The organism is Bacillus norwichensis (assembly GCF_014836955.1).
Classification (GTDB): Bacteria; Bacillota; Bacilli; order Bacillales; family Bacillaceae_C; genus Siminovitchia; species Siminovitchia norwichensis.
This window is the reverse complement of record NZ_JACSPV010000027.1, coordinates 1-19,906: the sequence shown is the minus strand read 5'-3', so window position 1 is coordinate 19,906 and position 19,906 is coordinate 1. Positions and strand designations below refer to the sequence as shown.

The following is a 19,906-nucleotide window of genomic DNA, read 5'->3' as shown; positions in this document are numbered from 1 at the left end:
AAATTGATTAACAGAGTTGGCCAAATTATGCTGTATGTGAATGATCAAGACGCGGCATTGCAGTTTTGGACGGAAGAAGTTGGTTTCATTGCAGTTTCTGAAGAAGACAATGGCCAAGGGATGAGGTGGATTGAAATAGCTCCTACAAAAGATGCAGAGACAAGTCTTGTTCTGCATAATAAGGAATTTATTGGAAAAATGCAGCCGGAGTTAAATCTCGGAACCCCTTCGTTAATGTTTTTATCTGAAAACCTTGAACAACTGTACAAGGATTTTGCGGATAAGAACATTACAGTTGGCGAAATGGCCGTAATGCCTTCTGGAAAAGTGTTTAATTTTGCTGATAACGAAGGAAATTACTTTGCAGTCATGGAAAAAAGTAAATAATATAGCGCTATTCCTAAGCATTTCCTGAAAGTAACAATTAGACTTCAGAGAAGTGCTTTTTAATTCTTTAGGAGGTTATTGGAAATTATAAGATTCTATTCCTGATTTATCAGATTGAGTTGCGTCCAGCTCTAGCGCCTATCGACCAGCAGATTTTGCTACCACCTCCTGCGATAAGTTAACCTTACGGGACGTGGCGACATTCGGCATCCAGGGCTTGTCACCCCTAAACGCTGTCTTCCCCATTTTCGGCTTAGCCTGTACGTCGATGAACAGGCGCTTGCGCTTTTGTTCATTACCTCATCAACAGAAATTATCTTTTTTACTTGTCGGGGCCAAAATAGATATTTACATTGTTCTTGGCATATAAATTGCATCATATTTCTTATGAGAAACAAAAAAAGGGAGGAATATGTGTGATTTACCTACAAAATTATATTAATGGAAAATGGATTGACGCTGAAAATAAGGAAAGTAGGGAGATTTTTAATCCAGCTACTGGTGAAGTGATCGCACATGCTGCAGATGGAAATGTTGAAGACGCTCAAGCGGCTATAGAAGCAGCTAGACAAGCTTTTGACAGCGGAATTTGGTCTAAGCTGGCTGCAACAGAGAGAGCTGCCTATCTTTATAAAATTGCTGATAAGCTTGAAGAAAGTGCTGAAGAGATTAGCCGTTTGGAAACATTGGATAATGGAAAACCACTTCGTGAAACCCAATTTGATGTTGCCGACGCGGTCGATTGTTTCCGCTATTATGCGGGAATGGTCAGCAAGCCGGATGGTGTCACGTATCAAGTGTCTGATCCCATGCAGGCCTTGGTTGTGCGAGAACCAGTCGGGGTTTGTGGGCTCATCGTTCCTTGGAATTACCCTCTTTTAATGGCTGTATGGAAAATAGCTCCTGCTTTGGCGGCAGGCAATACCATTGTTTTTAAGCCGTCAGAGGTTACTCCTGTAACCGCAAAATGGTTGTTTAAAATTATTGAACAGGTAGGAGTCCCTGCAGGGGTAGCAAACATGGTGATGGGACCTGGGAAAACAGTAGGAAACCAAATTGCTGAAAGTCATGACGTAGACAAGGTTTCCTTCACCGGAGGGACAGCTACTGGCAGGAGCATCATGAAAGCGGCTGCAGGAAATATCAAGAAGATTTCCTTGGAGCTTGGTGGCAAATCACCGAATATTATTTTTGCTGATGCTGATTTTGAAGCTGCTACTGACTATGCCTTGTTCGGAATCTATGCTGGTGCAGGTCAGGTTTGTTCAGCCGGATCAAGACTATTGGTCGAAGATAGTATTTATGACCGATTTGTTGAGGAGCTGGTGGAGCGAGCGAAGAAGATCAAGGTTGGCCCAGGCAATGATCCGGAGACGGAAATGGGGCCGCTCGTCAGCCGAGAGCATATGGAAAAAGTGCTTAGTTATATCGCAATTGGCAAGGAAGAAGGCGCTAAGCTGTTATGCGGCGGCCGCCAGCTCAAGGAAAACGGATTGGAAAAAGGGTGCTTTGTTGAGCCGACTATTTTTGGCAATACCAGACCAGATATGAAAATTGTCCGGGAAGAAATCTTCGGTCCTGTCCTTGTAATACAGAGGTTCAAGGGTGAAGCGGACGCTGTTCGCCTTGCTAATGATACGGACTATGGACTGGCCGCAGGTGTTTTTACAAATGACGGAGCAAAGGCCATGCGTGTGATTAAGAAAATCAGAGCCGGAATTACATGGATCAATTGTTATCATCCGACTTATAACGAAGCACCTTGGGGTGGATATAAGCAGAGCGGTATCGGCCGAGGGCTCGGTACTTACGGGTATGAGGAATTCACAGAAGTAAAACAGATTAATATTAATCTCGAAGTAGAGCCAACTGGATGGTTTTCCAATTAACGGATAAAAAGGGGACATATTTTGTCTCCTTTTTGCTTTCCAACCATTCAAATGATGATAACAGCTACAGTATAATAAGAATAAATAAAAAGGATGGTTCAAAGCAGAATGTCTCATTTACGATTGATACAAAGCACTGTTCAAGGAATTGCAGAAGCCATTACAGCGGCCATCGGTATCGAAGTCGAAATCATCGATGAGCAATTGAGAATTGTGGCAGGAACAGGTCGATACCGAGAAAAAGTAGGACAGATGGAGGAAGACGGAGATTTAGATTCTGGCTATATATACAGCCAAATCTTAAAAAAAGGAACCGAGTATATTGTGGAGGATGCACAAAGCAATCCATTTTACCATGCTGTTGAAAATGAACTGGCGGAAGTATGTTGCCCGATAAAAATAGACACGCAGATTATCGGGTTAATTGGCATGGTCGCTTTTACAAAGGAACAGCAGATGGTGATGCTGCATAATAAAAATAATCTACTTGTCTTTTTAAGAAGAATGGCCGATTTGCTTTCCAGTAAAATAGCAGAAACAAAAATATCCGATGAGCTTAAAATAATTGTTGAGACGAGCCGTGACGGGATTGTTGTAGTAAATAAGCGGGGAATGATCACCCTCTGCAATCATTCAGCGGAACAGCTCATTAATATGGAAAGAGACAATCTTATTGGCCAACATTTGGACACCATCTGGCCAGAATCCCCTGTTTTAGCCGCGTTGGAAACAGGAGAAGGATACGCTGACCAGGAGGAGTTTTATAAAGGGAAGTCGGGACGGGCCAAGGCCATGCATTTTTTTACAACTGTTAACCTTATTTTTAACAGGACAGAGGATAATGGCAGACAAGTAACTGGAGCTGTTGTGTACTTTCGCGACATCGCCGATGTTCGCAAAATGGTTTATGAAATAACCGAAAGCAATGAGCATTCTTCCTTCCAGGAAATCTTGGGAACAAGTGGTAAAGTCAAAGAGCTGAAGCGCCAAGCTGAAAAAATTGCCCCTAGTAATTCCACTGTACTGATTACAGGCGCAAGTGGAACAGGAAAAGGCCTTTTGGCGAAGGCTATTCATTATGCAAGCCCAAGAAAGAATAAATCAATGATCATGGTAAATTGTGCAGCCATCCCAGACACGTTGCTAGAAAGCGAGCTGTTTGGGTATGAGGGCGGTGCATTTACTGGCGCAAGCAAATCCGGGAAAGTCGGAAAGTTTGAGCTGGCTCACGATGGAACAATATTCTTGGACGAAATTGGGGACCTGTCCCTTCATTTGCAGGTCAAGCTGCTTCATGTGCTGCAACATCGGGAGATTGAAAGAGTGGGGGGAACAAGGGTAATCCCCATTGATGTACGAGTAATTGCAGCGACCAATAGAGATTTAGAGCAGATGATGCAAGACGGAGAGTTTCGGGAGGACCTTTATTTCCGTTTAAATGTCATTCCTATTAAGATCCCGTCTCTGTTTGAACGGAAGGAGGACATCCCGCTGTTACTTCACCATGCTCTCCAAAAATACAATGACTTGATTGGCAAGAAAATTAGAGGATTTGAGCAGGAAGCGATGGAACTGCTAGTTTCCTACCAGTGGCCGGGTAACATAAGAGAATTGGAAAATGCAGTGGAATATGCGGTGAATATTGAAACAGACCACTTAATCTCTAAACAAAGCTTGCCTGGAAGAATTTTGCGTTCCTACAGTGGAATGGGAAGCACTTCATTAAGAGAACAGCTTGATGTCTATGAGAAGCAGATCATAACGAAGCATTTACAGGAAAACGGTTATTCGGTCCAAGACAAGAGAAAGGTCGCGGCTATACTAGGTATCAGTGAATCTACTTTATATAGGAGAATAAGAGAATTGGGGATCGTTAAATAGTTGTCAAAAATAACAATTAATTTGTCAAAAATGACAAATTAAGCGTTTACGGGCGTAGCGCCCGTTTTTTTATTTTTTGTTTTAAGTAAAATGACATCCTCGTTTGTCAAAAATGACAAATTACTGATGGAATTCATGATGAGCCTTTGTGGCTAAAGCATGTTAAAAAAAGATAAATATATTTTCAAGCTATCTTTGATGAACGGTCCCTGGGGCTTAGGTGTTATCGGCGAAGCCATCAAACAGGATGATCAGTGTAAGGGAAGCGGCAGGATGGGGCAGCTCGCAATGCTCTATTAGACGGCTGTAAGTTCAGATTAAATTTCAAAAGTCAAACGTTGCTAAAAGTAATGAGCCTGTGCCGAAAGCAGTCGCCCCCGAAAATCTTCCTCCTAATGAGAAGGAGCCTATGCTCTTTTAGTTGGCATGCAAATTGCTTTATATATACTGACATCGAAAATTCAGGAGGATGAAATACATGGAGATCAACAAAGAGAAGCTAGCGCAGCTACTGGAAAAGGAATTGGAATTATTCGAGAAGAAGCATCCAAAATCCAAGGAATTATTTGAGCAGGCGAAATCCAATTATATTGATGGTGTACCAATGAATTGGATGGTAAAGTGGGCTGGAAGTTATCCAGTTTTTGTAAAAGAGGCATCTGGGGCTTACTTTACTGATGTGGATGGAAATAAATTCATCGACTTCTGTCTTGGAGATACTGGTTCCATGACTGGTCATGCACCAGAAGGGGCAGTACCAGCCATTACAGAGCGCATTCAAAACGGCGTTACGTTTATGCTTCCTACAGAGGATGCCATTTGGGTCGGGAAAGAGCTGAAGAAGCGTTTTGGTCTTCCTTATTGGCAGGTGGCGATTTCCGCTACGGATGCTAACCGCTTCTCACTTAGATTGGCTCGTCATATCACGAAGCGCAAGTATGTTTTAGTATTCAATTATTGCTATCACGGTACGGTTGATGAATCTTTCATTACTTTGGAAGATGGTAAGCTTTCCAGCCGAGCCGGTAATATCGGCCCACAGGTCGATCCGACAGAAACGACAAAAGTAGTGGAGTTTAATGACATTGAAGCTTTGGAAAAAGCGCTCGCACCGGGGGACGTAGCTTGTGTCTTGGCTGAGCCAGTCATGACTAATATTGGAATTATTCACCCTGAACCAGGCTTTTTAGAAGCCTTAAGAGAGATAACAAGACGCACTGGTACATTGCTTATTTACGATGAAACTCACACAATGAGTGCTGGACCTGGAGGCTATACGGGAGCACACGGTTTGGAGCCGGACATGCTGACAGTCGGAAAAGCGATTGGTTCAGGAATTCCGACAGCTGTTTATGGATTCAGCGAAGAGGTAGCACAGCGTATGAAAGGCTTGATCAGCTTGGAGGATTCCGATACAGGCGGTATTGGCGGCACACTTGCAGGAAACGCACTATCGATGGCCGCGATGAGAGCCACAATGGAAAATGTCCTTACGGACGAATTTTACGAGCGGAATATTTCACTAGCGGAGCAATTCTCTGCTGGAGTCGAATCAGTGATCAAGGAGAAAAACCTCCCTTGGATTGTCAAACGTCTTGGCTGTCGAACAGAGTACTGGTTCCGTGAGACTGCACCAAGAAATGGTGGAGAAGCTGCTGCGGCAGTGGATTTTGAACTTGACCGATATATGCATCTTTATGCATTGAACCGTGGAATTCTTATGACCCCATTTCATAATATGGCTCTTATTTCTTCTCAAACGAAGGAAACAGATGTTGATTATCATACGCAAATTTTCCGTGAAAGCGTAGAATCATTGCTTGAAAGCTCCGTCGTGCAGGCTTAGTTGCTTTCTGAATCTGCGTCTTGGCGTATCTGAGCCCAGATGTATCGAGCTTAAGCCCGATACATTTCCTCTGAGAGTCTGTGGCATCCGACGAAGGCTTTAACTTCATTCAGCCGGGGTTTGACCCCTACTGAATGGAATACCAATACGCATTTATCTCACCGCCGGAGACTTCTGCAGAATAAAGTTAAATAATGATGAAAAGAGGAGAGATATGAAAACAAAAGAACCAAGGAAGCCAACCTTGTTAGTTGCGCTGATCCCAATTGTGTTCATGATGTTAGCTCTGTTGGTTGGTATCTTTTTTCTTAAGCTGGACCCGCAAATTCCTCTCTTGGCCAGTGCGATTGTAGCTACGGTTCTAGGCTTAAGCTTGGGTCACTCTTGGAAAGATATTGAAAAGGGAATGCTGAAAACAGTCGTACTGCCTATTCAGGCGATTTTAATCTTGATGGTAATTGGGGCCTTGATTGGCTCCTGGACATCAGGAGGGGTCGTGGCTTCTATGATTTATTATGGTCTAAAATTATTGTCACCGACTTTTTTTCTAGTCGCCGCCTGCCTTATTTGTATGGTTGTTTCCGTTTCATCCGGAAATGCCTGGACATCTGCAGGGACAATTGGAATCGCTATCATGGGTATGGCGGAAGGATTTGGAATCAGTTCAGCAATGGCGGCGGGCGCTGTCATATCAGGATGTTACTTTGGAGATAAAATTTCTCCGATGTCTGAAATGACCAATTTGGCTGCAGGAATTACCGGATTGAACCTCTTTGAACATATCCGGCATTTGCTGTATACAACAGTTCCGGCCATTACGATTGCCCTTATTATCTATACTATTATGGGCTTTACCTTGACACCAAAAGGATCGCCGGACCAAGTAGCGATTTTGCAATCCCAGCTTGATGGCATATTCGTCATTTCGCCTTGGCTGCTTCTCGTGCCACTGATTGTCATAGTGCTGCTTACGCTAAGAATACCAGCTATCCCAGGTCTGGTAATTGGAAGTCTCATGGGAACGATATGCACGGTGTTCATACAAGGCTCATCATGGACTGACGCTTTGAATACATTGTATTATGGACATGCCGCAGAAACGGGTGTTGAAATTTTGGACAGCCTGCTGAACAATGGTGGCATTGAATCCATGTTTTGGACCATCTCCTTGATCATGATCGCTATGGCGTATGGGGGCATCCTTGAGGTGACCGGAACGCTAGAAACAATCGTTGAATCTTTAATAAAAATGGTCAAATCTACAGGTCATCTGATTGCAACCACAGTAGGTACTAGTGTGATGACAAACATACTGGCATGCGATGCGTATCTTGCGATGATTTTCCCTGCACGAATGTATGCATCGGAATATAAGAAGCGAGGGCTGCATATCAAAAACCTCTCTCGGACGATTGAAGATGGGGGGGCAGTTACATCACCGTTGGTTCCGTGGAATACGTGTGGTGCCTTTATGTTTGCAACATTGGGTGTGCACTCTTTTTCTTATGCACCTTTTGCCTTTTTCTGTTTTCTTAGCCCAATGATCGCTATTATCTATGGCTTTTTGAATCTGAAAATTGAATATCTTCCAAAGGATAAGGCGGAGGAAGTGGAAATGCCTTACGCAAAATGATTTTGGAAGGAGTTGCTTGGAGAGTGAGCTTCGCCGCTTTTTCCGGGCAGCTCCTTTTTCATAATCTAAAAGGTTATTTGTTAGAGCTATGATGAGTTATGCTGAAAGGTAACTAGCATTTCATGGATGCTGGTTTTGACGGAGAACTTCAGTAACAAGGAGCGGTGCAATTGAAAATCGTAGTGACATCAGATACACATATTCCCGGAAGGGCAAAAAGGCTGCCAGCACCTCTGTTGAAAGAGTGTGAAACTGCGGACTTGATTATCCATGCGGGTGATTGGGTTTCAATGGGAGTTTATAGAGAGTTGTCGAGTTATTCCAAGGTTGTCGGCGTGTATGGCAATATAGATAGCGATGAGGTTCGGGCACATTTTCATGCGAAGGAGCTTATTGAAGTGAACGGTTTTACCATTGGAATTGTCCATGGACATGGCGAAAAACAGACAACCGAAAAGCGCGCCTTAGAAGCTTTTGAAGAGGCGGACATCATTATTTTCGGACACTCCCATATCCCCATGGTTCGCTATTTTAAAAAAACTATGCTGATGAATCCCGGATCTCCTACTGATAAGCGGAGAATGCCTTATTATTCATATGGTCTTTTGCATATTGATGAGGGAATTCGGGCTGAGATTGTGTTGTTTGACTAAACGTTGAGAGAGACGCAAAAACATATGTCAGAGCGTCAAGTCCAAAGAGAAAATGTAGTGCTAGAGCAGGAGCCATCTTTTATAAATCGGCGGCTCCTGTCTATATGGAGGAAAAATAGGCTGAGATTTGCTAAAGGGTTTTATCTGGATTCATAAGGTTTACATAGCTTGCTCTTTTTAAAATAGCTTAAATTCCTATTTTCAAGATATTTCATGGACAAACTTTCTCGTGTCTTATATACAAGTGATAAGTCGATACTTTCAATAATAACCTTTTCTTGATTATCTATTTTATTTAAATAATCACCATAAGGTGAGATAATGGCACTTTCACCAAAATACACAGATTGATCTTCCAACCCGACCTTATTAACGACAGCTAAAAACACTTGATTCTCCAATGCTCGCGCTCTCATCATAATTTTATGATAGATTTGATAAGGGACAACATGTGCTGATAGGACAATAATCATTTCGGCACCATTAAGAGCATATATTCTAGACATTTCGGGGAAGCCAGCATCAAAAGTCATCATCAAAGAAATTTTTCCGTCCTCAATTGTAAACAAAGGGCCATCATTTCCCGCAGTGAAAATATCTTTTTCCCACTCAAATAAATGAACTTTTCGATAAACGCCTTGTACAGTTCCATCTTTTTGAATAAAGGCTGCCGAATTAAAATACTGGTTCTCTTGTTTTTCAGGAAAACCAATAACGATTCCTACTTCGTTTTCCTTCGCTGCTTCACATAATTGCTTCAGACTTGGTCCCTCCAGCGGTTCAGCTAAATCATAGACATTTTCCTTAAGGGCGTATCCAGTTAGAAACATTTCCGGGAAAACAATCAAATCGACGGCTTTTTCCTTACATTCTCTCATGGTTTTGATAGCCGTCCTAATATTATCCTGCTTGTTCATAAATGAACTTTTCAATTGTGCCAAGCCGATTGTTAACAATCAAAGTTCTCCTTTCTCCCGTAACTCCTTAACCTTTCTGGCAATTGTAGATTGGTTCACTTGGAGTACCTCCGCTACTTTATAAGTGTTTCGATATACGTTATATGCATTTGATATTAAAGCATTTTCAGCTCTTTTCTTTGCCTCTTTTAAGGACAAGAAAGGAGGCGAGTAAGATTTCTGGCTGAGTTTGTTATTTGACAAATTGGAAATGCTCTCAGGCAAATCGTTTAATGTAATGACTTCCTCTTCGGAAGTAATGAAGAGACGTTCGATCATATTTTCCAGCTCTCTTACGTTGCCGGGCCAATCATACTGATAAAACGCATTCATTACATCGGGAGTAAATACTTTTTGCATTTCATATTTATCTCCGAACGTATTTAAAAATTGAGTGATTAAGACCTGTAAATCTTCTTTTCTTTCTGATAATGGAGGTATCTGAATGGGTACGACATTTAAACGATAGTATAAATCCTCTCGAAATAACTTCTTTTCAACCATTCCCTCAAGATCTTGGTTAGTTGCTGCTATGATTCGGACATCTACTGGAATTGATTCAACTGAACCAATGGGTCTTATACTGTTTTCCTGGATTACCTCAAGTAGTTTTGATTGAAGATGAAAAGGGACTTCTCCTATTTCATCCAGGAAAATCGTTCCGCCCGAAACCGATTGAAAGATTCCAGGCTTTCCATCTTTATGGCTCCCTGTAAAACTTCCTGCTGTATACCCAAATAATTCAGCCTCAATCAATGTTTCGGGAATCGCACTGCAATTTACTATTGCCAATTGTTTATTTGACCGCTGGCTGTATTGATGGATCAGTTTGGCGATATGACTTTTTCCAACACCTGTTTTTCCAAGAATGAGAACTGTTGAATCTACTAAAGACACCTTTCGGACAAGCTCCATGACAGCTTTCATTTTTTCAGACTGAAAAGAAAGCTGTTTGTTATTCCCCTTTCTTAAGCGCTCAGTCGATATGTTAGAGGAATGTATAGCTGAAATGCCCAAAAGTTTAAGGTTCTCTTTCTTGATAAGAAGGAAGGGGATTTCTTGTATTCTAATAACTTGAGCTGTACTTTCTTTTAAATGTAAAAAATGTTGAGCTACTTCTTTAAAAAACTCTCCTTTTCTTAGAGTTTGCGATATATATGAATCAATTTTATCTTTGTTCTCTTCTTCAAATTGAACAATTGACCAGGAAGCCCTCTCATGAAAAATCACAATGTTCCTCCTCTCTTCAAATGCAAAAAAACATTTTAATGTTATATTGCATTTGAAATTTAGCGGTTTTTGCTGAAAAAACATTTTGAAAATGCATATTTTCATTATTGTAATTTCAAAAGGTTAATAAATCAATACTTTTTAAATTGGCATACTCTTTGCAATATATAAATAGAGCAAAATGAATGAGGAGGAATCAAATTTATGAGAACAGCATTGATTTGGGATGAGAGGTATAAAGAACATGATATTGGCAAACAGAAATACATTTCTATCGATGAATTCGAGATGGATTCTGGCCTAGCTTTTGAAAACCCTTACAGGCTAAGTCTTGCTCATGAACTTTTGGAAAAAACAGGGCTGTTAAAGGAAATGGTTTCTTACGGACCTGATTTCGCCACCGCTGAAGATCTTTTAAAGGTCCATACAACTGAAATGGTTGAAAAAGTTAAAAAGGCCAGCAAAAACAAGATCAATACAGAGGTGGGAGAAGCTGCTGTATCCTCGCCGGGCTCCTACGAAATTGCGCTATTATCAGCAGGAGGAGCGAAAAAAGCAATCGATGTGGTATTTGAGGAACAAGATATTAAACAATCTTACGCATTGATTAGGCCTCCAGGACACCATGCGACAAGGACTAGCCCGATGGGGTTCTGCTTATTTAATAATGTTGCTATAGCAGTCGAGTATGCAAAAGAAAAATTTGGATTGGAGAGGATTTTAGTCCTTGATTGGGATGTACATCACGGGAATGGGACACAGGATATATTTTATCAAGATTCCAGTGTTTTCTTTATCTCTATCCACCAAGATAAAAACTACCCCTTGGAAGGAGGAGAAATAACCGAAACAGGTGAGCTCTCAGGTAAGGGATTCAATATGAATATCCCTCTTATTCCCGGCTGTGGGGATCAAGAATATATGGAGGTTATTGACCAAGTTGTTACACCTGCAGTTCATACGTTTAAACCACAGTTGATCATAGTATCCGCCGGGCAAGATGCTAATATATATGATCCATTATCCAGAATGATGGTTACCAGGGAAGGATTTAAAAAGATGACGGAAAAGATAAAGGAACTGGCCGCAATTCATTGTGACAGTAGATTGGTCGTTGTACAGGAGGGTGGATATAGTTTGCCTTATTTTCCAATTGCTACACTTGGAGTCGTTGAAGGATTATTAGAAAAAAGTCTTTCATGGCAGGCCGAGATAGAGAAACTTCTTCCGTATTCCGATTTTAATCCAGTCATTGACCCTATATTAAATGAAATTAGAAAGATGTTCCCTACAATATTTAAGGAGTTGAAAGTTTAGTGAGGAGAGGAACAGTCACACTTATTTTTTTCTGTTCTATATGGGCCGTATTAAGTACTATCGTTTTTCCGCCATTTTTTAGATTCTTTAACAGAATCGATCCATGGGTGATAGGTCTTCCTTTCGTTCAATTTTGGATTTTGCTCGTTGTTCTAGCAGTTTGTATCCTACTTACTATTTGGTACAAAGTCGAAGAGAAGAGAGGAGAACTTGAATGAATGCATTAATCGCAATTGGAGTGATTATCGGGTTCTTCATTATTAATGCAGTTATCATCAAGCTTGCTCATAGAAAACAAGACTCTCTTGAAGAATTCGCTGTTGGTGGCAGGTCGTTTCCTTGGTATTTGAGTATGTTCGGGTTTATTGGAGCATGGTATGTTGGGGCCATGTATACTGGATGGTTTGCTGACTCAGCCAATCTAGGTTTATTCGCACAATATTTGGCACTTTACTCCTTGGGTTCAATGGTTATGATGTATACAATTGTTCGTCCAGTTTGGATTTGGGGAAAAGAGTACCAACTTGAAACAAATGCGGACCTTGCAGAGCTGAGATATGGAAGTAAAAAATTCGGTACTTTTATTGCCATTACAACATTTTTATTTTGGAGCCCATGGTTGATCGTTGAAATCAAGACCATTGGTTATCTCATCTCTGCCGCCACATATGGAACGGTTTCATTTAATCTGGGACTCGTGTTAGTGAGCTTGTTTGTTATTGTGTATTGTTGGCTTGGTGGAGCACGGGCAAGTGCTGTCGGGGCCCTTGTTCAAGGAGTATTCTTTACAATTGTAGGAACAGCCCTCGTTTTATATTTAATGTTTCAGGCATATGGCGGTATTACACCAATGTTTAAGCAAATAGCCGAAGTTGCTCCAGAGTTATTGGTTATTTCAGATAGTGTCGGTTATGGAACATGGAGTTCGGCAATTATCATTGGAGCGTTAGGTGGTATGATGATGCCAGGTGTATTCATTCGCATGTATATGACAAAGAACGTAACGGAGTCTAAAAAAGCAGTATTAATCGTTCCTTTCATCGGAGCAGTATTTACCATTTTCTTATTATGGCTCGGTCTTGGTTCAGGGTTGCTGACCGGTTTTCCGGAAGATGCACAAAGCGGAGCATTCTGGATTGCAGATCAGTTTGGAGGGCCTGTAGCATTAGGGCTTATGGGAGTATTCGCATTGGCCGCTAGTATGTCAACGATAAGTGCAGCAACCCTTACAGCGGCAGTAATGATAGGGAAAAATATACTTGCTCCTTTGAAGCTTTCCAGGGAACAAACATTAAGAGTTTCAAAAATGGCCACATTATTTGTAGGGTTAATTGCTATAGGGATAGCCACACTAGAAATAGGCCGCTTGGTTTCTATTATTCTTTATGTTTATGATTGTATTGTTCAAGTTGCGGTACCAATGGTTCTCGGTCTTTTTTGGAAACGAGGAAATGTATATGGCGCATTCATTGGAACGGTTGTAGGTATGTTAGTTGTTTTAACTGCCGGCATATTCCCTTGGCTAACTAATTGGGCTGGCAGCTGGTCTGCCGGAAGTGTCGGATTATTATACAATCTAATCTTATATGTTGTCGTTTCTTTATTAACGAAAAAGCAAGAACATGTAGAAGGCTTATTTGACACCTTAGCAACCTATTCTGGACAAGAAGTTGAGACGGAGGAAAAATCAAGCCTCAAAGCGCTATAGGCTTAACATACGGTAGAAAATACTTTGGCTATAGTTATAATTGTTTGAGAAACAGCGAGTATGGACTAGCCTGATGGTGTCAATTCTCTTAAAGGAAGTTTCTTAACAGCTTGAATGAATAAAGCCTTGGGTTCTTTAGCAAAGAAACTAGAATTGAATGCCTCTGAGGATAAGAAAACTAAAAACTGACCTCAAGATAATGAAATCTGTCGCCTCATTTTCGTAAAGAATTGGGCAAAGTATTAGCCGTTGAGCATCCCTTCGTTTGATCTTAGTATTATGACCTGATCAAGAAGGGATGTTTTGTGATTTACGTTTCCCATAGGTAAACACTATTTTATCAACGAAAAAGAGAGGAATTAACTTTTATTCTCGTATAACCAATGAAGCGCCCGAATAAAGTATTTAGAGAAAAAAAGATCATCATGAGTCCCCTCAGGGTTTAGCTCAAATAATAATTTTGATTCTAAATAGCCTTCCTCGATAAATTCACGATGTGCCTTTTTTGTATAGTCCACCATATGAGCTTGAATTGTATCTTTATAGATTCCCTCTAATTCCCCAACGTATAAATACAGTTGATGATTTTCCCGATTAACAGTTGGTTTGATATAAGTGTGTTCTTGACGATTGACTTGTTTTCCTTGAATAAATTGCAATACATCTTTATACCAAAAAGAGGCGGATAATGAAATATACTGATGAAACACTTCCGGATAATAATAAGAAGCGAAAATAGAAACCAGTCCGCCAAATGAGCATCCAGATATTGCCGTATGCGAAGGTGCTGGATTTGTAGCATAATGAGCATCTATATAAGGTTTTATTTTCGTAACAACTGTCTGCAAGTAGGCTTTGGCTTGCCCGCCGAACATAGGGGTGTGCGGTGCAAGAGATGGCGCTGCCCAAGGAGTATAGTCATTGTGCCGATCATTGGGTTCAATTCCGATAATAATAAGCGGTTCAATTTGGCCCGAAATGATTAAATGATCAATATAATCCACACATTGAATGGCAGTGTCTCCTCCATCATGCATATAAATAGTCCGGTATTGCTTGGTGCTGTCATATCCGGAAGGTAATATCACACGAATTTCGTAATGGGCGATCTTCTCAGAATGAAATAGAATCATGTACATTCCTCACAATCAGTGTTTATTCGTTTTCCCAATTTCGGTAAGGATAATATAAAATTGTGAACATAGTTGAAAATGATTCTCAGTATCAATATAATCATAATATACGGTTCTTTATTTTGGAAGAGCAATCACTATTTTAAAACCTACTAGCATTTGGCAAGGGATATAACAGGTTTGCTCTATATTCGGTTTAAGTGTAGTCATGCACAATTAATTTTTTATATCCAACTGTTTTAAGATTTTTATGGTTTGCAGAAAAACTGTAGAAATTAATATTAGGAGCTTAGGCTTCGGAGTATTCTTGAATTCAATTTATGAAAAGAGGTTTATAAAATGGATGAGCAAATGTATGATGTAACGATTATTGGAGGGGGACCAGCAGGACTTTTTTCTGCTTTCTATAGTGGCTTGAGGGAAATGAAAACTAAAATTATCGAATTTCAACCATATTTGGGCGGCAAGGTACACGTTTATCCCGAGAAAATGATCTGGGATGTAGGAGGGCTTACGCCCATCTCAGGCGAGCAGTTAATTCATCAAACGATTCAACAGGGTCTAACATTTGATCCAGAAGTTGTTCTGGGTGAAAAAGTAGTGTCTATTGATAAAGATAATAGTGGTCATTTTGTTATTCAAACTGCCTCAAATCAGAAGCACTATTCCAAGACAGTTATCGTAGCAGTGGGCGGCGGGATATTAAATCCGATAAAATTAGAAATCGAGGGTGCAGAACGTTTTGAAGTGAGCAATTTGCACTACACTGTAAAATCACTGGAACGTTTTAAAAACAAGACAGTATTAATTTCGGGTGGCGGGAACGCTGCTATTGACTGGGCAAATGAATTAGAGCCAATTGCCAAGAAGATCTTTTTGACGTACAGGAAGGATCAATTAAAAGGACATGAAGCTGAAGTCACTCGATTATTCAATAGTTCAGTTGAATGTTTATTAAATACAACGATTGAAAAGCTAATCGCGGGGACGAACCATGAAAGTATTGAGAAAGTGGTATTGGTAAATTCCGAAGAGGGAAACAGAATTGAGCTTGATGTTGATGAAGTGATCATCAATCATGGTTTTGAACGAGATAATGAATTAATGTCCAATAACGGTCTCAATATTAAATTGAAGGACGATTACTTCATCTCGGGTACTCCAATGAGTGAAACGGCTGTCCCAGGGCTTTTTGCTGCAGGAGATATTTTATATCATGAAGGAAAGCTTCATTTAATTGCAGGAGCATTTCAGGACGCAGCAAACGCAGTGAATAAAGCAAAGCAATTTATTATGCCGGATTCAGATGAGACCGGTAGAGTATCCTCACATAATGAGCTGTTTAGGGAGAAAAATCGAGAGCTAGTGAAGCAAGCTATGCGATGAAAAACTGAACGACTGATGAACAAAAGCGAATCAAGGAGCTTTCAATTTGGTAACGGGATGCAGTCCTAGGCAAATTGAAGCTCTTTTCTTTTATAATAAGAACTATGTACAGTTTCTTCATTTGGTAGTAACATCAAGGAAAGGCGGTCAACTTCTCATTTAAACAGGCTTTTGTGAATAACATAAAAGAAAATCTATTCCGAATAAAAAGGAAAAAGGTGATGTTGATGAATGTGGTCAAGAGCTTGAGGGAAAAGCTGATGGGTCTAATAGAGGCCGTCAACCGTTATCCATTGACGATGGTTTTTCTACTGGCAGCAGCTACAGTAAATATGAATATGATTAACAATGAGGTTGAAAATTATTCGAAATATCTGTTCACTTTCGTGATTGGTGCACTGTTGAGTGTGGTGGCCCAACAAATATTTGAACGCTTTTTTACGAGAATAAGTGAACGACTCCTACTTATGGGGGCATCAGTAATTTTAACAGCTGGATACTTCTTTGCCATTCGGTCTGCATCCACTTTCAACATGGAAATGGGAACAAAAACGAGTGTTGTCATATTTGCACTGATGATGGTATTTATATTGGTTCCTTCTATCAAGAGTGTGGTTACGTTTAATCAAAGTTTTATGTCCGTGTTTAAGGCGTTTTTTATTACGGTTCTTTTTACAGCTGTGATTTCAATCGGCCTTAGTTCCATTTTACTAGCTGTGGACCAACTTTTATTCTCACTGGATTATAAAGCTTACGAGCATGTTCTGAATATTGTTTTCTCTTTGTTTGCTCCTATTTTCTTTCTGTCTTTTACCCCTCCTTATCCTGGTAAAAAGGATGCCAACAGGATAAAAGGAGACCAGGTCCCTCAAATGGATCAGGTGGCAAAAGCAGTCGATACGCCGAAATTGTTGGGGATTTTGATTTCATATATTATCATTCCGTTGACCGCCATATATACAGTGATTCTTCTTGCGTATGTCCTTCTGAATATCAGTGGTGATTTCTGGACGAACAATCTACTAGAACCGATGCTTGTTTCATATGCCGTCACGGTTATTTTGGTGTATATCCTGGCAAGTAACTTGGAGAATCAATTTGCAGCTCTATTTAGAAAAATTTTCCCGAAAGTGTTAATTCCGATAGTATTGTTCCAGACGATTGCTTCCATTTTGAGAATTGGAGAAATGGGTATCACATATGGACGATACTATGTCATCTTGTTCGGCGTTTTCGCTGTTATCGCGGGGGTGCTTTTTAGCTTTTTTCCTATCCGGAAAAACGGGGTAATAGCGGCTGTTTTAATTGTTTTCTCCGCGATTTCCATTGTCCCGCCTATAGATGCTTTTACAATAAGCCGTGAAAATCAAATGAATCTGTTGAAAAGTACACTGTCAGAAAACGGAATGCTTGAAAACGGGGAGATTATTCCAAATGCGGACATTTCCACTAAAGATAAGAAAACTATTACAAGAACGGTTAGTTATTTGGACAGCATGGATTATATAGATGACATTGACTGGTTGCCGGATAAGGTTTTTCACTATGAGAATTTTAAAAATACCTTTGGGTTTAAGGAAACGTATGATGAAACGAATGAAGAAAAGAATGATAACCAATACGCAAACTTAGATTGGGAGCGAAGTCCGGCTTTGAATATCGAGAATTACGACCGAATGGTCAATCTCTATATTGACGGCTACCAAAAGTCAAAAGATGCTGGAGATGTCATTCCGTTAAAATTAGATAATAAAAATTACAAGCTTAAGAACCTGGTTGATGAAGAAAGTATTTTCCTGATTCTGGTGGATGAAAGTAATCAGGAGCTTATGCGATTTGACGCGAAAAAGGCTTTTGAACGCATAATTAATAATCAGAAAGAGTTGAAAGGGGAGAGTTTATCCGTAAAGGAAGCTACTGTGACTGAAGAGAATGATGCGGTTAGGATGAGCATTGTTGCTAATCATGTTGGTTACTACAATTCTCGGTATGATGCTGATTTATATGTATTCATTCAGATAAAATAGGAAGTTCAAGAAGCGTCTCCTGTTGCTGTGTTGCTGAGTAATTGGGAGGCGCTTTTAGCCAGCTTTTTTGGAACACGATTCCTTTACGGATAGAGAGTCACAGATCTCCTTGTCAATAGGTAAAAACTGTGACAGTATATGGATGTTAGGAACATGGTACTATATAAATGAAAATGGGGGAAATATAATGTCTAATTTGCCAAACTGCCCAAAATGTCAATCGGAATATACATACGAGGATAGAGATGTTCTGGTGTGCCCGGAATGCGGAAATGAGTGGAAGGCAGGAGTGGAAGACGAAAGCGGTAATGACCCACAAGTGGTGAAAGATGCTCATGGAAACGTGCTTCAGGACGGTGATACTGTTACTGTTATCAAGGATCTAAAAGTGAAGGGAAGTTCCTCGGTTGTAAAAATAGGGACAAAGGTAAAGAACATCCGTCTCGTTGAAGGAGATCACGATATCGACTGTAAAATTGACGGATTTGGAGCTATGCAACTCAAATCTGAGTTTGTTAAAAAGGCATAACGATAGTTAGGTCCCTTCCTCGGGTCAAATAACTTGTGTAATTAAAGTTGATACTTCAAAATAAGTATATTACTTTTTGTAACCTTTACTTGGAGGAATGCCCAATGGAAATAGGTATTACAACGTTTGTAGAAACCACTCCTGATCCGAAAACTGGAAAAGTAATCAGCCACGCAGAGAGATTGCGTGAAGTGGTTGAAGAGATTGTTTTGGCTGACGAGGTGGGATTGGACGTGTTCGGTGTAGGGGAGCATCATCGGGAAGATTTTGCAGCGTCGTCACCAGCCATTTTGCTGGCCGCTGCTGCTCCTCAGACGAAAAGGATCCGGCTGACTAGTGCAGTTACCGTGCTTTCTTCCGATGATCCTGTTCGTGTATTCCAAGACTTTTCTATGCTTGATGGGATTTCAAATGGGCGCGCGGAGATCATGGCTGGACGCGGTTCATTCATTGAGTCTTTTCCTTTATTTGGTTATGATTTAAAAGATTACGATGAGCTGTATGAGGAGAAACTTGAGCTGTTGTTGAAGATACGTGAATCCGAAAAGGTGACATGGAGAGGCGGACACCGTCCGGCTATTGACAATCTTGGAGTATATCCGCGGCCAGTGCAAGATCCTTTACCTATATGGATTGGAAGTGGAGGAAATACTCAATCCGTCATCAGGGCCGGCATTTTGGGATTGCCGCTTGTTCTTGCCATTATCGGAGGCAGGCCGGTACAGTTTGCTCCTTTAGTGGAAATTTATAAAAGGGCAGCGGCCCAGTCAGGGCACGATATTACAAAGCTTCCGGTTGCTTCGCATTCACACGGATTTGTAGCTGATACAACAGAAGAGGCCGCGGAGAAATTCTTCCCATCTACCCAACAGGTAATGAATGTACTTGGACGAGAAAGAGGATGGGGCCATTATAGCCGGGAAAGCTTTGATGCAGCGAGAAGCCCGGAGGGAGCATTGTATGTAGGCGATCCGGAAACTGTTGCCCAAAAAATTATCCATCTTCGTAAAGAAGTTGGAATTACCCGCTTCATGATGCATGTTCCACTGGGTACAATGCCTCATGATCAAGTGATGAGGTCAATTGAACTTCTTGGAACAGAAGTGGCGCCGCTTGTGCGCGAGGAAGTAAAGAAGTGGGAAATGGAGGAGTAGTAACAAGGCAGTTCCTTTTTTAAGGAGCTGTCTTTTTTCGTCTATAAAAAATGAATAATAGAACTATTTGACTATTGGAAAATAATTTAATATATTGTACCACTAGCGTTGCATAAACGATGTTTTAATATTCTGTAAGTATACCTTCCTGAAAAACGCTAAAAAAAGCAAAGCCTT

At 40.7% G+C, this 19,906-nt stretch carries 16 protein-coding genes; 13 read left to right on the top strand and 3 right to left on the bottom strand.

What is annotated here, in order from left to right; all coding sequences use genetic code 11:
• Window positions 1-3 precede the first annotated feature (3 nt).
• From H9631_RS14495 to H9631_RS14470, 7 genes are all read left to right on the top strand, one after another.
• Window positions 4-387 carry a VOC family protein gene (locus H9631_RS14495; protein WP_191813987.1) on the top strand — a complete coding sequence of 128 codons (384 nt, stop codon included), beginning with the start codon at window positions 4-6 and terminating at the stop codon, window positions 385-387.
• A 416-nt stretch (window positions 388-803) separates the two neighbouring features.
• Window positions 804-2,276 carry an aldehyde dehydrogenase family protein gene (locus H9631_RS14490; protein ID WP_191813985.1) on the top strand — a complete coding sequence of 491 codons (1,473 nt, stop codon included), beginning with the start codon at window positions 804-806 and terminating at the stop codon, window positions 2,274-2,276.
• Window positions 2,277-2,384: 108 nt separating this feature from the next.
• The gene (locus H9631_RS14485; protein WP_191813983.1) at window positions 2,385-4,157 is read left to right on the top strand and encodes a sigma-54 interaction domain-containing protein; all 1,773 of its coding nucleotides are present in this window, start codon (window positions 2,385-2,387) and stop codon (window positions 4,155-4,157) included.
• A 159-nt stretch (window positions 4,158-4,316) separates the two neighbouring features.
• Window positions 4,317-4,457: a hypothetical protein gene (locus tag H9631_RS22395; protein WP_225221057.1), complete on the top strand. Its 141-nt coding sequence runs from the start codon at window positions 4,317-4,319 to the stop codon at window positions 4,455-4,457.
• A 178-nt stretch (window positions 4,458-4,635) separates the two neighbouring features.
• Window positions 4,636-6,003, top strand: a complete 1,368-nt coding sequence (locus H9631_RS14480; protein WP_191813981.1) for an aspartate aminotransferase family protein — start codon at window positions 4,636-4,638, stop codon at window positions 6,001-6,003.
• A 214-nt stretch (window positions 6,004-6,217) separates the two neighbouring features.
• Window positions 6,218-7,636 carry a Na+/H+ antiporter NhaC gene (gene nhaC, locus H9631_RS14475; RefSeq protein ID WP_191813979.1) on the top strand — a complete coding sequence of 473 codons (1,419 nt, stop codon included), beginning with the start codon at window positions 6,218-6,220 and terminating at the stop codon, window positions 7,634-7,636.
• 164 nt (window positions 7,637-7,800) lie between these two features.
• Window positions 7,801-8,289, top strand: coding sequence for a metallophosphoesterase family protein (locus tag H9631_RS14470; RefSeq protein ID WP_318246816.1), 489 nt, complete (start codon window positions 7,801-7,803; stop codon window positions 8,287-8,289).
• A 140-nt stretch (window positions 8,290-8,429) separates the two neighbouring features.
• On the opposite strand, the gene H9631_RS14465 is transcribed toward H9631_RS14470, so the two are convergent.
• A complete protein-coding gene (locus tag H9631_RS14465; protein WP_191813976.1) occupies window positions 8,430-9,245 on the bottom strand; it encodes a carbon-nitrogen hydrolase family protein in 816 nt (271 codons plus the stop codon).
• Window positions 9,246-10,475 carry a sigma-54 interaction domain-containing protein gene (locus H9631_RS14460; RefSeq protein ID WP_318246815.1) on the bottom strand — a complete coding sequence of 410 codons (1,230 nt, stop codon included), beginning with the start codon at window positions 10,473-10,475 and terminating at the stop codon, window positions 9,246-9,248. It abuts the gene before it with no gap.
• Window positions 10,476-10,679: 204 nt separating this feature from the next.
• On the opposite strand from H9631_RS14460, the gene H9631_RS14455 reads away from it, so the two are divergent.
• A complete protein-coding gene (locus H9631_RS14455; protein WP_191813974.1) occupies window positions 10,680-11,792 on the top strand; it encodes a class II histone deacetylase in 1,113 nt (370 codons plus the stop codon).
• 214 nt (window positions 11,793-12,006) lie between these two features.
• The gene (locus H9631_RS14450) at window positions 12,007-13,500 is read left to right on the top strand and encodes a sodium:solute symporter family protein (protein ID WP_191813973.1); all 1,494 of its coding nucleotides are present in this window, start codon (window positions 12,007-12,009) and stop codon (window positions 13,498-13,500) included.
• A gap of 359 nt (window positions 13,501-13,859) precedes the next feature.
• On the opposite strand, the gene H9631_RS14445 is transcribed toward H9631_RS14450, so the two are convergent.
• A complete protein-coding gene (locus H9631_RS14445) occupies window positions 13,860-14,633 on the bottom strand; it encodes an alpha/beta hydrolase (protein ID WP_191813971.1) in 774 nt (257 codons plus the stop codon).
• 339 nt (window positions 14,634-14,972) lie between these two features.
• Here H9631_RS14445 and H9631_RS14440 point away from each other — a divergent pair, with 339 nt between their 5' ends.
• The 4 genes from H9631_RS14440 to H9631_RS14425 all read left to right on the top strand — a co-directional run bounded on the left by H9631_RS14440 (window position 14,973) and on the right by H9631_RS14425 (window position 19,729).
• Window positions 14,973-16,019 carry an NAD(P)/FAD-dependent oxidoreductase gene (locus H9631_RS14440; RefSeq protein ID WP_191813969.1) on the top strand — a complete coding sequence of 349 codons (1,047 nt, stop codon included), beginning with the start codon at window positions 14,973-14,975 and terminating at the stop codon, window positions 16,017-16,019.
• Window positions 16,020-16,246: 227 nt separating this feature from the next.
• A complete protein-coding gene (locus H9631_RS14435) occupies window positions 16,247-18,046 on the top strand; it encodes a DUF4153 domain-containing protein (protein WP_225221056.1) in 1,800 nt (599 codons plus the stop codon).
• Window positions 18,047-18,233: 187 nt separating this feature from the next.
• A complete protein-coding gene (locus tag H9631_RS14430) occupies window positions 18,234-18,575 on the top strand; it encodes a zinc ribbon domain-containing protein YjdM (protein WP_191813965.1) in 342 nt (113 codons plus the stop codon).
• A gap of 104 nt (window positions 18,576-18,679) precedes the next feature.
• Complete coding sequence (locus tag H9631_RS14425) at window positions 18,680-19,729, top strand: LLM class flavin-dependent oxidoreductase (protein WP_191813963.1); 1,050 nt, start codon at window positions 18,680-18,682, stop codon at window positions 19,727-19,729.
• Window positions 19,730-19,906 lie beyond the last annotated feature (177 nt).